Here is a 13,759-nt window from a genome sequence, read left to right as displayed (position 1 = left end):
TCATGGAAATCCCAATGGAAAATATTCCGCTTTTCTCGGCCATCAAAGCTAACGCTGGACTTGACTTCGCCACGCCGTTAAAGGCCGTGCTGGACAGCCACTGGTACGTTTTGGGTAACGAGGTCAAGCTGTTCGAGGAAGAGTTTGCTGCCTACGTAGGCGTGCAGCATTGCATCAGCGTGGCCAATGGTTCGGATGCACTGGAGCTCGCGCTCAAGGGGCTTGGCGTTGTCGTCGGTAATCGAGTTGTCGCAGTGGCGAACGCAGGCTTCTACGGCAGTACAGCCATTCACGCTGTTGGGGCAACGCCTGTATATGCAGATGTTGACCCAGCGACGTTGACCCTTTGCAAAAAGTCTCTTGAGGCAGTGATCGCCAAGGAAAAACCCGCTGCCATCATCGTTACGCACTTGTACGGTCAGCTCGCCAACGTTGAAGAGATTGTTCAGATAGCTTCAGCCGCTGGTATTCCGGTTCTTGAAGACTGCGCGCAATCTCATGGCGCACGACGCAATGGTAAACAAGCGGGCAGCTTTGGCACCATCGCCTGCTTCAGCTTCTACCCTACTAAAAACCTGGGTGCCCTCGGTGACGGCGGTGCAGTGGTTACCGATGATGACGCTTTGGCGGCACGCATCCGCCAGCTTCGCCAGTACGGCTGGGACCAGAAATACCGTATTGCCATCCCAGGCGGTCGCAACAGCCGGCTCGACGAGATGCAAGCTGCCATTCTGCGCATCAAGTTGCCTCACCTGGACACCTGGAACGAGCAGCGTCGTTCGATCGCCAAGCGCTACAATGAAGCCTTTGCCGGACTGGACATCGAGCTGCCATCCTCGGTGTCAGAAGACTACGTTGCCCACCTGTATGTGATTCGCGCAAAAGATCGGGCAGCTCTGGCTGCTGCGCTCAAAGAGAAGTCAGTCAGCACTGATATTCACTACCCGATTGCAGACCACAAGCAGCCAGCGTATGCAGCCGCGACATCTGTCGCTCTGGACGTTACTGAGCGTACATGCGATACCGTTATCTCTCTGCCCTGCTTCCCTGGCCTGACTGACGAAGAAGTTGATCGCGTCATCAAAGCAGTGACCGCGCACTTTTCCAAGGAGATATGATTTTGCTGACGTTGGTCATTCCCGTTTATCGCAACGAGAGCAATCTTCCGGATTTGCTCGTTGCCGTAACGGCGCTGGATAAGCAACTCGGACACGAGCTTGAAGTCGTGTTCGTTGTGGACGGCAGTCCCGATCGCTGTTACGAAATACTCAGGGAACAACTGCCGTCGCAATCATTCAAGTCCAAGCTGATCTTGCTATCCAGAAACTTCGGTTCCTTCATGGCTATCCGCACGGGCCTGCAGCACGGTACGGGCGATCGTTTCGCGGTAATGGCAGCTGATCTTCAGGAACCGCCAGAACTGGTTCTGGAAATGAACACAGTGCTGATGCGCGGTGATATTGATGTTGTGGTCGGCGTGCGTGAGGGTCGTCAGGACCCATGGGCAACACGAACCGCCTCAAAGATTTTCTGGGGTTTCTATCGCCGCTACGTCATACCTGAAATTCCACCAGGCGGCGTCGACATGTTTGCCTGCAACAGGGCTTTTCGAGATACGTTGCTGACCCTTGAAGAGCGTCACAGCTCGCTCATCGCGCAGATATTCTGGATGGGTTATCGCCGTGAAGTAGTCACTTACACCCGGCAGGAAAGGGTTCACGGGACCTCTGCATGGACCCTGCGTAAAAAAGTCAATTACCTGATGGACAGCGTGTTTTCCTTTACGGACATGCCCATACGGATCTTGACCCGCGTCGGTGCATTCGGCTCGACCTTTGCTGCGCTGTTTGGTGTGTTCACACTGATTGCCAAGCTTGAGGGTAGAATCGAAGTGCCCGGCTACGCGATGATCATGCTGGCGATCACGTTTCTTGGCTGTTTGAATCTGCTGGGACTCGGGATCGTGGGTTCCTACGCGTGGCGTACTTACGAAAACACAAAGAATAGACCCTTGGCCATCCCAATGCGGATCGAGGGATTTGGAGAAACTAATGAGCAGCGGTAAGGATTTCTTCGTTCACAGCCACGCCCTGTGTGAATCCGAAAATATCGGCAAAGATTCACGGGTATGGGCGTTCGCTCATATTCTACCGGGTGCCCGCCTTGGGACTGAATGCAACGTCTGTGACAATGTATTCATCGAAAATGATGTTGTTATTGGCGATCGGGTGACCTTGAAGTGCGGCGTGCAGGTATGGGATGGCATCACCATTGAGGACGATGTGTTCATCGGCCCTAATGCGACGTTTACCAATGACTTGTTCCCGCGCAGCAAAGTCTACCCACAGAGTTTTTCTCGCACTATCATCAGAAAAGGCGCCTCGCTTGGCGCAAACTGTACGATCCTCCCGGGTATCACCATTGGTATCAACGCCATGGTCGGTGCAGGTGCAGTTGTCACCCGTTCTGTACCGCCTAACGCGATAGTAGTGGGCAACCCGGCCAAGATCATTGGTTATGTGGACGCCAAGCCTGTTAATGCCAGCAGCGAAGCACGTCCAGAAAAAGCAGCACCTGGCGTAACCGCTACATCAGTGAAAAACGTCACGCTGCACACCATGAATGAAGTCGCTGACATTCGCGGCAGTTTAACGGCGGGCGAATTCGAGCGCTCGGTGCCTTTCAAGTCCGAGCGTTATTTTCTTGTGTATGACGTTCCAACTGCCGAGACTCGAGGCGAACACGCACACCGTATCTGCCACCAATTCCTGGTTGCTGTAAAAGGCTCTGTGCATGTCGTAGCGGACGACGGCGTTAACCGTGAAGAGTTTATCCTCGACAAGCCGAACCAAGGCATACACCTGCCACCAATGACTTGGGGCATACAGTATCGCTATTCTCAGGATGCCGTGCTGTTGGTATTTGCATCGCATTACTATGACGCAGGGGACTACATTCGTAACTACGAAGAGTTTAAATCCCTGATCGCAAACGCAGAATAACTGCTCGATGATGAATCAGGCAGTTTCAAAATTCTTGAAACAAGACTTTGCACGGTTCCTGATGTCAGGCGGTTTCAATACCGCCTTGACTTACGGTCTCTATCTGATTTTGTTGATGTTCCTGTCGTATAAAATCAGCTACACAATATCGTATGTGACAGGCATCCTGCTGGCCTACGTTCTGAATAGATTCTTTGTATTCAAAAGCCATCAGGGAATGCGCTCTGTTGTCCTGCTCCCTCTGATCTATGCCATACAATACGGTTTGAGCCTAGTCATACTGTGGTGCTGGGTTGAAAAACTCGCGTTTGATGAAAGACTGGCGCCGTTAGCAGCTATAGCACTGACCCTGCCGGTAACGTTCTTCCTTTCAAAAGTTGCATTTACTGCAAAAGCACCCCCTCAGTAACCGTCAAGCCTTCAACCTACCACTCTGAATTACGCCCTGCAATGTAACTGTCGACCAAGCCGACAGTTACATTGATATCAGCATTCGATTAAAAACTACACCCCTGCAAAATCGTTGACTCGCGGAGGAAAAGCAACCGAAAAGTCTTCCGCTGCCAGCGTCAGGTTAGGATTGTAGTAAGGGTCATGTTTGATAATCGCCCGCCACTTGTTCTGCATGTACTCAACTTCGCTGATGAATCTCTTTATTTTCTCTGGGGTGTCTTCGTAACCACGCGTTGCGGATTCGTGGTGGTAAAGATCTGCGTTAGGGGTCCAGATGTTCTGGTAGCCGGCTTGCATGATCTTCAGGCACAGATCCACATCATTGAACGCAATCTTCAGGTCTTTGGCGTTAAGCCCACCCACTTCCTGAAAAATCGACTTCTTGACGATCAGACATGCGGCGGTAACAGCAGACATACCCTGAATTAACGACGCTCTGCCAAAATAGCCGTGATGACCACGTGGGAGCATTTTGTGGGCATGCCCAGCGAGTGTCAGTGGGCCCATGATTACGCCGCCATGCTGGAGCCGCTCGTCGGGGTACCACAATCTTGCACCAATTGCTCCGGAGTTAGGCTGTAACGCCAGGGATACCATTTCATCCAGCCACTCGGGATTGATGACTTCGATATCGTTGTTGACCAACCCTATGAGTTCACCTTTGGCATGCTCTACCGCGTTGTTGTTGAGCGCGGAATAGTTAAATTCGCCATCGTCTCGAATAACAGTAACGCCCGTCAGACGTGACAGCATTTCGAAATACTGCAGCGACTGCGGATCATCAGAACCATTATCGACCAGAATGATTTCGTAGTTGGGATACAGCGTCTTGTGGCGAATGCTCTCAATGCATTGCTTCACCAAGGCGTAAGCATTACGCGTCGGTATGATCAAACTCACCAAGGGCTTTACAGCGGGCAGGTCGTAATGGACGCGGTACATGCCAAAATCAAGTAACTCGACGCGCCCGGCGATGCCAGACCTTTTCAGGTGTTCTTCCAGTGCCTTTTGCCCTGCATTTTGTGCATAGGGTTTTTCATCGGTGGACATTGCAGTGCTGCCTGCATGTATACGCCAATGATAAAGTACACGTGGAATATGAATGATCTGAGCGGCCTCGACTTGTTCAACGCAGCGAAGCGCGAGATCATAATCCTGAGCGCCTTCCATGCCGACCCGGAAACGCCCAATGCGCTCAACGAGGTCTTTGCGGTACGCACCCAGATGGCAGATCATGTTATGTGAGCGGAAGAGGTATGGGTTCCAGTCGGTTTTGAAGTAAGGAGCCGACCTGACGCCTTGCTCGTCTATCTTGTCTTCATCCGAATAGATAACCGCCGCATCAGGATGATTATTGATCGTTTTGGCCATCCAGAACAGGGCATGTTCAGGGAGTGTGTCGTCGTTATCCATCAGGACAATGAACTCGCCTGATGCGATGTCGAGCGCCGAGTTGCTTGCCTTGGAGATGTGCCCGTTTTGCTCGCGATAAACCACTTTTATCCGGTGGTCGGATTTAGCACTCTGCTCCAGGAATAAGCGCACACGATGATCGGTCGACGCATCATCGGCTATGCATAACTCCCAGTTAAAGTAGACCTGGGTTTTTATGCTTTCGATGGCATCTCTCAGCATCTCGATAGGCGGGTTGTAAACAGGCATGATGATGGAAAGTAGCGGCTTGGTTTTCCAGGCGCCTATTTCCTCATACATGCAAAGACGATCAATATCGTCAATCGTGTCGAACTCTTCGACCCATCGAGCGTAGGTGTCAAGTTGCTCCGGTACGTTTTCTGCGTGGGCGACTGCCGGCGTCTCGGGCTCTATCGTATGCGAAAGCGCGTCATGAGCAGGAAATGCCACCGGTGCTTGCTCTCCGCTGCTCGCGCGTCGAATGGCAGCCACTAGTTTTCTAAGCGGTGAGGTTATTTTCCAGCTGGTCGAGCCTTGTAGCTCCATAATGGTGAGGTTCAGATTATGGATGTGCGTATCCCGCTCAATCAAAGCAGCCGCGAATACCGCCTCTTTTCTGGCCAGTTGTTGTTGCTCTAGGGCCAGCTCTCGCTGCAGCCTTTCTATGACAGCAGAAGATTGCTTTCTCTGAAGCGAGTTCTCTTGGCGGAGACGCTTAAGCATGACTCGATGACCTCGTAATTTCTTTTGATTTCTTCCGAATACACCACGTTGCTCCTAAGGCAAGACGGTCACTCGCACTCCTTTCGACGCTCCGTATATTACACGAGTTGACAGTGACGGTTCAGCTTCTGACACCAGATAAACATCATTAAACATGGGCGACACCTGGGGCTGCGGACCCGCGTGCTACCTTCGAACCGGGCTGAACGCTGCAAACCTCCAGCGCACTCCTTCGACCACAGTTGGTTTTCCCCACTGACTCCCAAAACCAAGCGTAACTACCACATATTGCGTTTATGCGAAGACGAAAAGAATGCTGTAATTTTCCTCTTCCACATGCTCATTCTCTGAGCCTGAACACTCAACGTTCAACACTCAACGCTCAAATCATTCTGGAGGGTCTTGTTCTGACCTTCGATTACCACGTGCGCACGAAAATCACACCTTACCTGTTGATACAGAACGCCTATTCTGGGGATCTGATCAATCTCACCACCGGACGGATGTACCAGTAAGCGCGTGTGGGCCTCATTCAACCGCACAGATTGGCCATGGCCGTTCAGTCGCGCGGCATCGCCATAAGCCACAACAGTCAAGCGCCAGCAATTAAAGCCAGCGAGATCCCATTGGCAGAGTTCATCGCTTCGCATCTTCGTGAAAAACTCACGCGCAACACGGCATCCCATTCCACCAGCCAAGTGTGACAGCGCCACGATTACGCTGCGTGCCAGATCACATGAGCAACGCAACTTTATGATTTAAAAAGATAAAAACACGAGCACCGACAGAAGGTAGGTTGTATACCCGTGCTTTAGCGTTCACAATTGAGTTCTTTATAAACGATGTTCGCAATGCAGCCGGCAACGTTCATACCTTGCGCAGGCCGGAACGGCATGTGTAGCATCTAGCCTTGAATTTCAGAGCCAATTTACTATTATGAGCCGCCTGCCTTTTGATTTTTCTGCTGTCGAATACCTACGTCTGAACCCTGATGTCGCTTCCGCAGATATGCACCCTGCGCAGCATTATCTGGATTTTGGCCGTGCAGAAGGTCGAAGATATCAGGATATATCTATCGATAAGCAGCAGCTGCGCAGCCTCGGTATTTTTGACTCTGAATTCTACATGAGTGAGAATCCTGACGTAGCTAGTGCAGGCCTGGATCCAGCGGAGCATTTTCTAACAGGCGGTTGTGCTGAGGGCAGGTGGGCAAGTCTTTTCTTCCGATCTAACTGGTACATGGATTGTCACCCAGATTCGAAATTACACCCCAAGAATTGCTTGTTTCACTATTCGGAAATAGGCAGCCGACTAGGCTATGAGCCGAACCCCTTTTTCGAACCTGAATATTACACAGCGAAATACAAACAATACATAGGGATTGAAGAACCCTTGGCGCACTTCATCAAACATGGCAAAGAAGGCTTTAATCCTTCTCCAAGGTTCGATTCAGCCGCCTATATAAAAACCACAGGATGTTCTGAAAACCCATTAAAACACTACCTACAGACCGGCATGCAAGCCGGCGTTCCTTTACTGCGAGCAGAACCTGTCCAAGCGCATGAGGAAGTGGAGTCAGCCTTTATAAACACTCTGAAAAAATCAGGCCCATTTAAACGAGTCGTGCTGCTAATCACTCACAGCCCCGATGGAAAAATAAAACCCCATGTAGGCAATTACGCGGCAGAGCTTGCTCGTGGGGATCTGTCTGTATTTCTTATAGTAGCCTCTGATGTTAACGATGTAACAATACCTGAAGGCCTTCGCGAAACCTGCTCGAACATTGTTGTACGACAAAACACAGGATTCGATTTCGCGGCATGGGCACACATCATCAAAACACACAGCTGGTTAGAGGACTGCGAAGAGCTGATCTTGACGAATGACAGCATCATTGGTCCTGTTGGCGTTAGCGGACCAGCGCTCATGAACAAGGTACGGTCTAGCGACGCAGATGTCATTGGCCTCGTTGAGAATATTGAACATGCCAGTCACCTGCAGAGCTTCTTTTTAGTTTTTCGCGAGAAAGCAATTCAGTCAGATAGCTTTAAGAAATTCTGGTTGAGCGTTGTTAACCATAACGACAAAAGCAAAGTCATTCGCGATTACGAGATAACCTTTACCAGCATACTCCGGGCCTCTGGACTAAAGACAGACTGTATCTTCCAGAAAGCGAGTGAAAATAATGCCACTGTATTTAATTGGGAAAAACTCTTAAACGAAGGTTTCCCATTTCTAAAATTTGAGGTGGTAAAAAACTCAAACATTGACACTCTTCAACATATTAAAACCCTTCTCAACGCGGCGCATTACGACACCTCGCTCATTCCTCAACTTGCTAATTTATCAGCAAACTGAGTACAACCTAGAGCCCATAAGCATACGGCACCCTGCCAGCTCATGGGCTCCAGGCTTTATTATGACGGAACATGTTTAAGCTGGCGCCTCATAGACCTTGTCTCAAGTGAAGGTATTGCAGGCCCTTAACATTGAGCCCAGCTCGCAGATACTCTCTCGAAAGGTTGACGCTACAAATAGTGTGGTCGCCGTATAAATCAAGACGACTTTTTAAACCGACAGAAATAGCTTCTCACCTTTGTGATCAGCAAACGTATATAGCAGTCTAAACACGCCCCAGGCACACAGCCAACATCAAGCTCAAGTTGCCCTGGACTGTCTGCCGGTACACCCCGGACTTGCGGAGTGTGGTCACTCGCTTGAAAAAAGACTGCCGACGGCCATTGTCGAAATGCGCCAGCACGTTTCGGTTTTCTTCAGTGAGCATGGCTTCCATCCCCTTCAGAGTCGCCACGTTCGCATCGTTCCACTCGATGAATCGTCCTGAAAGCATTTTGCGAAAACGTATCAGTCTGTCGCGAGTACTGGCGTTGGCGCCGATCAGGTTTCCGCAGTGCTGACGGTAATAGAGGCAGGGCTCGGGATCATAGAAAACCTGACCGCCGCACCCTGTGACCAGAAGGTAGGTGAGCCAGTCATGGGCAATCAGCGGAGCGTGTTCGGGTAACTGGACCAGTAAATCACGCGCAGGCTGGTTGATCAGCATTGTGTTGGCGCCCGCCAGGCTCTGAACCAGGGCGTTCTTAAAGGACGGGTTTTTTTTGAACTGCGGAGAAACGCCTATTACTTTCAGGTCTGCATCGACCAGACGGGTTCTAGAGCAGTAAAGCGCTGGCGTGCCGCGTTTTATCAGCTCAAGACAATCGACACTTCTCTTCAGCTTGTCGCTGAACCAGACGTCATCCTGATCGCTGAACGCGAAATAATCGGCGTCTATTTCAGGGCGTTTAACCAGAGAAATAAAGTTTTCTGCGAAGCCTTTGCAGGGCCCGTTGAACACCACCAATCGCTCGCTTCCCCAACGAGTCTGGTATTCGGACAAGACCCGAAGCGTGTTATCGGTCGATGCATCGTCGGACACATACAGAGTCCAGTCGCGCAGCGTCTGAGAAGCGAACGATTCGAGTTGCTCGCGAAGGTATGCAGCACCGTTGTAGGTACACATCAAAATGGCGACGCGTGGATGACCCGAAAAGCGATCGCCAGCCTCGGACGAGCCTCGACCTTGCAGCGGGCTGACACTGTCCGACCTTTGTTCTTCGGGAAGCTGCGTTTTCAAGAAACCTTTCGCCTGCAAAAACCACGCATTTTACGCTTTGTATCGTATTCCGTCAGTCATCAAATGATTGATTACGCGGCCTTTGATCCAACTTTTCATGTATCACAACCCCAAACACGAGCAAATCGGCGGGGTTGGACTCCGCCGTTTTTTTGATTGGGGCGTCAAACTGCCTGCTCAACTCAGCCGGAACCGCGCCGTATTATCATTCAACGCCCGGCTGCCCTGGCTCAGCGTATCCGCTGCATGATTGACCGCCCGTGCACCCTCCAGCAAGCGTCCGGCAGCCTGATCGACCTGCTGGATATTGCTGCTGACTTCATCGGCAGTCGAGGCCTGTTCTTCTACGGCTGTCGATATCTGCGCCAACGTATCAGCGACGCTCTGCACTGCCGTGGCGATTTCTCCCAGACGAACGCCAAGCCCTGTTACCGATTGCGCATCGTTGACCGCCTGGCCGCAGGCAGCCTCCATCAAGTTCACGGCCTGGGTCACGGTCGAGCGCAAGCTGTCGACCGTTCCGGCGATCTGTGCGGTAGACGCCTGAGTACGCTGTGAAAGGCTGCGCACTTCGTCGGCGACCACGGCAAACCCGCGGCCTTGCTCGCCTGCCCGCGCGGCTTCGATGGCTGCGTTGAGTGCCAGCAGGTTGGTCTGCTCGGCGATGCCACGAATGGCGTCCACAACTGACTGGATCTGCTGGCCCTGCTCACTGACCCGCCCCAGTGCGGCGGCGGTTTCGGTCAGACGCTGGTTGAGCTGCTGGATGCTGTCAGTGGTGCGCAGGCTGTCCTCGCTGCTTTGCTCGGCAATACGGCGAGTATGTCGCGCGCTCTCCGAGGCCTGCTCGCAGCTTCTGGCAACGCCTTGGGAGGTGGCTGCCAGTTCGGTCGCGGCCGCTGCAATCTGGCTGATCTGCTGTTGCTGGTCTTCGACCTCGTTTAGCGTTCCGCTGGACTGGGCGGTCAGGATCAACACAGCGTCGCCGACGCGCACGGTCTCCTGATTGACACCCAGCAGGCTAGTACGCAATTGCACGACTGCAACGTTCAGCGCCCTACTGATGGATGCCAGTTCGTCACGCCCCTGCACCGGCACTTCCACGCACAGGTTGCCGTCACGCAGGGACTCGGCCAGCGTGGTGATGCCGCTGGCGCTGTTACGGATGGAGGATTGCAGACATGCGAACAGATACACCGCCATGGCCACGAGAATCCCGAAGACCACCGCCAGCGGGATGAACTCCATATTGGAAGATTCGTGGTAATAATCGAGCCGGCTATTGAGGGCTTCGAGCGAGTGTTTGCGCAGATCGGACGTGCTGGCGGTCAAGTTGTCGATGCTCTTTTCGAACTCCTGCGGCTTGAGCTTTATGCTCCCGCCAAAGACACCGTCATCGATCACTTTCAGTTCGCTTTCCAGCACTTGTTTGACGCCAGCATATTTGTCCGCCCAAGGCTGCAGTTGCTCAGGCAGCTTGGAGAGCAACAGGCCGGCTGCCTTGTTCATCTGTTCTTTGGAGTCATCGATTCGGCCACGCAGATCACGCATCTGCAGACGGCTTTGCAGGCTGAACTGGCCTGCAGCGACCGAGGTCTGGCCAACGCTGGACAAGCGACCGATGCGCTCGATCAAGTCAGGCACTTGCTGCGTGGAGAGCTGCATGAGCATGTAGGTTTCAAGCCACGGATCGAGGATTAAGCCGCTGTCCATTGCGATCTGTTCACGCAGAGCCTGGACCAGATTCAGTACGGTCGAGAACCGATCATAGCCATCCGGCCACCAGCCCACGGTACGTAACGAGGCGGTATCCAGCCCAGTGACTGCGGCCTGCAATTCTTTGTAACGGGCCATCGTATCGGCCGGCGCGTTTTCGCGGGCCAGCGCCGCACTCACACCCTCCAGCGCCTTGGTGATGCGCGCAATGCCGGCATCGACACTGATCATCGCTTCTTTGGCGGCAGGTGTCGGTTCACGAAGAATATCGGCAGCTTTCCAGCGCGCCGCGTGATCACGCTGGGCAGACAGTTCGACGTTCAGGTCATCAAGTGCCAGCAATTGCCGTACACCGGACTGCTCGCCTGAAATCACGTCGAGCTTGTTGCGGTAGTCCTTGGTGATGAACCAGGCGCTGCCCACCAGCGGCAATATAAACAGCAGAAACAAGACCTGAAACTTGCGAGCAAAACCAAATCGCCCCATCAGGCGCATGCCCGGTGACAAAAGACTGTTCATGTCCTGCAACTCCCCGTGAACACCGGCCGTACCTGAACGAACAGAGGCGATGCCTTTTTATTTTCGAAATACAATGACAGCAAAATGCCATGTTCTTGTTTCATTGGCGATACATGTCGCCTCAGATTGAGGCGAAATACATGCCGCTCATTCGCTTGCTCAGCAAATAGCGTTGTAATTGACGCCTCAAACACACCCAAGCAAGAACCGGACCGCCCAAAGAGCGGAAAACCGTTTTTACAGCAGCAAATTATTCACCGCCGAAGAATCCCTAAAAAAGTAGACTTGCAGACATTTGCTGATTAGCCATCCGCGATCTCGCCTTTATAAAGGAGGTCTCATGATCACGCCGCCTACGTCCCCGCGCATCGTTGCTCAACCTTCCAGGCCTCAACTCAGCGCGGGCCAGAAAAAATTCAACACGCTGATGGAGAAGCTCGAAACCCGACGCAAGCTTCTGGAGCAATGGCTCTCGGTTTCAACTACGTGTGACCAACTGTGGGTCAACGAATTGCTGCCGATGATCAACGAACAATCCGAGAATGAGATAAACAAGCTGCGCCTGTTCGACAACGCCTTCGATCAAGTCCGGCTGAGCAAGAAAGACCGCGCCACCCTACTGGAAATCATCTGTGTCATGACAGTGTCGCTTCTGGGCGGGGACCACGACGACGAATTGAAGCGTCTGTATTTCAAATACACCGGCATCGATTTCGATGAGAACGAGCGTCTTGAAAACCAACGTTTCAAAGCTTCACTGGAAGCAGAGTTGGGGGTGGAACTAGGCGACGATGTCGACCTGAGCTCGGTAGAGGATGTCACTCGGCACGTTGCCGAGAAGATGAAAGAGCAAGCCGACCAGGAGCAAGGCGCCCAAAAGCCGAAAAAGCCCACAGCCAGCGAAATACGCCGCGAACAGGAAGCAGCAGAAGGCACCCAGTCATTGCGCGAAATCTACCGCAAGCTGGCCAGCGCGCTGCATCCGGACCGGGAGCAGGACAGTGAAGAGCGCGAGCGCAAGACTGCGCTGATGCAGCGGGTCAATGAGGCCTATGAAAATGAAAACCTGCTGGCGTTGCTGCAGATGCAAATGGAGATCGAGCAGATCGAGCAGACGCACATCGACAGCATCTCCGAAAAACGCCTCAAACACTTCAACCGGATCCTGAGTGAGCAACTGAGGGAGCTGGAGGACGAAATCCACGATCGCAAGATGATGATTCGCGAGCGATTCCTGATGGACCCCTACGAGGACATCAGGCCGAAGACCGTCAACGGCAAATGTGCCAAGCAGCTCAAGGCTATTCGTGAGCATCTCGATGAGTCACAGGATGAACTGCAGGAACTGGCCGACCCGAAAAACCTCAAGGCGTGGCTCAGGGCTCAGCGGGACATGGCAGAGCTGCTCGAAAGGGCAGAGGAATTCGATGACCTGGAGTTGCTGGACACCTTGTTCCGCTAAAGCCCGGAAAAACACACCATACGCAAGGGCTGCCACCTAACCGGTTGATCGCACGCCATTATTTTTCACAACAACGCTTGACACATATGCGTTCTCCGAGAATAATGCGCGCCACTTGGCTACATAGCTCAGTTGGTTAGAGCATAGCATTCATAATGCTGGGGTCCGGGGTTCAAGTCCCTGTGTAGCCACCAAGTACCGGTCTGTTGACTTTTCGAAGTCTGCAGACCAAACAAGAAGCCCGCCTCGTGCGGGCTTTCTTGTTTCTGGCTGTTCATCCTATCTCCCTTCCATTTTTTCCAAGCCCACTGCGGCATATGCTGGCCCAGCACATGGCCAAAGCAAACAAGGAGCTGAAAGCGGGCATGGAAGTGCGTATACCCGCTATTCCAGCCGACGCCAGCAAAGTCTTGGGCATGTGCGACGCATTGAACGGCTTCGATGACGCAGCGGCGCTGTCGAACGCACTCAAAGCGCGAGTAGCGAATACTACCGCACACCGCTCACCGCCTTTCTCACAGCGCTGTGTGAGCCCGACAAACGCCATGCGCGGTCCGCCATCCTGCGCCGCACGCTGGAAGGCTTTATCGCCCAATCGTTACCCGCGTCGGCCAGCGGACAAGCTCACCGTGCCGCCGCTGCAGGTGGCAGCGGCTCACCTGCCCTTTCTTGGTATCGGACATTTGCGCAAAGAAGAAAAGGGCTAAAGCTGGGTGCCGGTTGAGTAACGAAACCCAGTTAACTCTGAGCGCTAAATAACGCCCCGCTTAATGAAAAGGCCACGGTATCCCTGTGGCCTTTTCATTTCCCTATCAGCCAGGAATTGGTTCTTTT

Annotated in this window: 10 protein-coding genes, 1 tRNA gene and 1 pseudogene; 9 read left to right on the top strand and 3 right to left on the bottom strand. The window is 52.8% G+C overall.

What is annotated here, in order from left to right; genetic code table 11:
• The first annotated feature begins 14 nt into the window (after window positions 1–14).
• Genes ALO43_RS21210 through ALO43_RS21195 form a run of 4 tightly spaced genes read left to right on the top strand, consistent with a single transcriptional unit; the run spans window position 15 to window position 3,411 of the window.
• Entirely contained in the window at window positions 15–1,118 is a 1,104-nt protein-coding gene (locus ALO43_RS21210; RefSeq protein ID WP_005891103.1) for a DegT/DnrJ/EryC1/StrS family aminotransferase, read from the top strand.
• Window positions 1,115–2,065, top strand: coding sequence for a glycosyltransferase family 2 protein (locus ALO43_RS21205; RefSeq protein ID WP_005891101.1), 951 nt, complete (start codon window positions 1,115–1,117; stop codon window positions 2,063–2,065). Before ALO43_RS21210 ends, ALO43_RS21205 begins: the two co-directional genes overlap by 4 nt.
• Window positions 2,052–3,002, top strand: a complete 951-nt coding sequence (locus tag ALO43_RS31895) for a WxcM-like domain-containing protein (protein ID WP_054998019.1) — start codon at window positions 2,052–2,054, stop codon at window positions 3,000–3,002. Before ALO43_RS21205 ends, ALO43_RS31895 begins: the two co-directional genes overlap by 14 nt.
• A gap of 7 nt (window positions 3,003–3,009) precedes the next feature.
• Window positions 3,010–3,411 (top strand): GtrA family protein, encoded by a 402-nt coding sequence (locus ALO43_RS21195; RefSeq protein ID WP_054998018.1) that lies wholly within the window; start codon window positions 3,010–3,012, stop codon window positions 3,409–3,411.
• 95 nt (window positions 3,412–3,506) lie between these two features.
• Here ALO43_RS21195 and ALO43_RS21190 read toward each other — a convergent pair whose 3' ends face one another.
• Entirely contained in the window at window positions 3,507–5,591 is a 2,085-nt protein-coding gene (locus ALO43_RS21190; protein ID WP_054998017.1) for a glycosyltransferase, read from the bottom strand.
• A gap of 551 nt (window positions 5,592–6,142) precedes the next feature.
• On the opposite strand from ALO43_RS21190, the gene ALO43_RS30370 reads away from it, so the two are divergent.
• Complete coding sequence (locus ALO43_RS30370) at window positions 6,143–6,295, top strand: hypothetical protein (protein WP_157062350.1); 153 nt, start codon at window positions 6,143–6,145, stop codon at window positions 6,293–6,295.
• A gap of 232 nt (window positions 6,296–6,527) precedes the next feature.
• Complete coding sequence (locus ALO43_RS21185; RefSeq protein WP_024690462.1) at window positions 6,528–7,949, top strand: rhamnan synthesis F family protein; 1,422 nt, start codon at window positions 6,528–6,530, stop codon at window positions 7,947–7,949.
• A gap of 265 nt (window positions 7,950–8,214) precedes the next feature.
• Here the strand turns inward: ALO43_RS21185 and ALO43_RS21180 are convergent, their stop codons facing one another.
• Entirely contained in the window at window positions 8,215–9,114 is a 900-nt protein-coding gene (locus ALO43_RS21180) for a glycosyltransferase family 2 protein (protein WP_054998023.1), read from the bottom strand.
• A gap of 291 nt (window positions 9,115–9,405) precedes the next feature.
• The gene (locus ALO43_RS32195) at window positions 9,406–10,431 is read right to left on the bottom strand and encodes a methyl-accepting chemotaxis protein (RefSeq protein ID WP_371906479.1); all 1,026 of its coding nucleotides are present in this window, start codon (window positions 10,429–10,431) and stop codon (window positions 9,406–9,408) included.
• A 1,372-nt stretch (window positions 10,432–11,803) separates the two neighbouring features.
• Here ALO43_RS32195 and ALO43_RS21170 point away from each other — a divergent pair.
• The 3 genes and pseudogenes from ALO43_RS21170 to ALO43_RS30365 all read left to right on the top strand — a co-directional run.
• Window positions 11,804–12,925 carry a J domain-containing protein gene (locus ALO43_RS21170; protein WP_054998016.1) on the top strand — a complete coding sequence of 374 codons (1,122 nt, stop codon included), beginning with the start codon at window positions 11,804–11,806 and terminating at the stop codon, window positions 12,923–12,925.
• A gap of 117 nt (window positions 12,926–13,042) precedes the next feature.
• Window positions 13,043–13,119: transfer RNA gene (locus ALO43_RS21165), tRNA-Met, on the top strand.
• Between the two features lie 126 nt (window positions 13,120–13,245).
• Window positions 13,246–13,589 (top strand): annotated as a pseudogene (locus ALO43_RS30365) (hypothetical protein); the annotation flags it as partial.
• Window positions 13,590–13,759 lie beyond the last annotated feature (170 nt).

Source organism: Pseudomonas tremae (assembly GCF_001401155.1).
GTDB classification, from domain to species: domain Bacteria; phylum Pseudomonadota; class Gammaproteobacteria; order Pseudomonadales; family Pseudomonadaceae; genus Aquipseudomonas; species Aquipseudomonas tremae.
The sequence above is the reverse complement of the archived record's forward strand: the minus strand, read 5'-3'. Positions and strand labels throughout refer to the sequence as shown.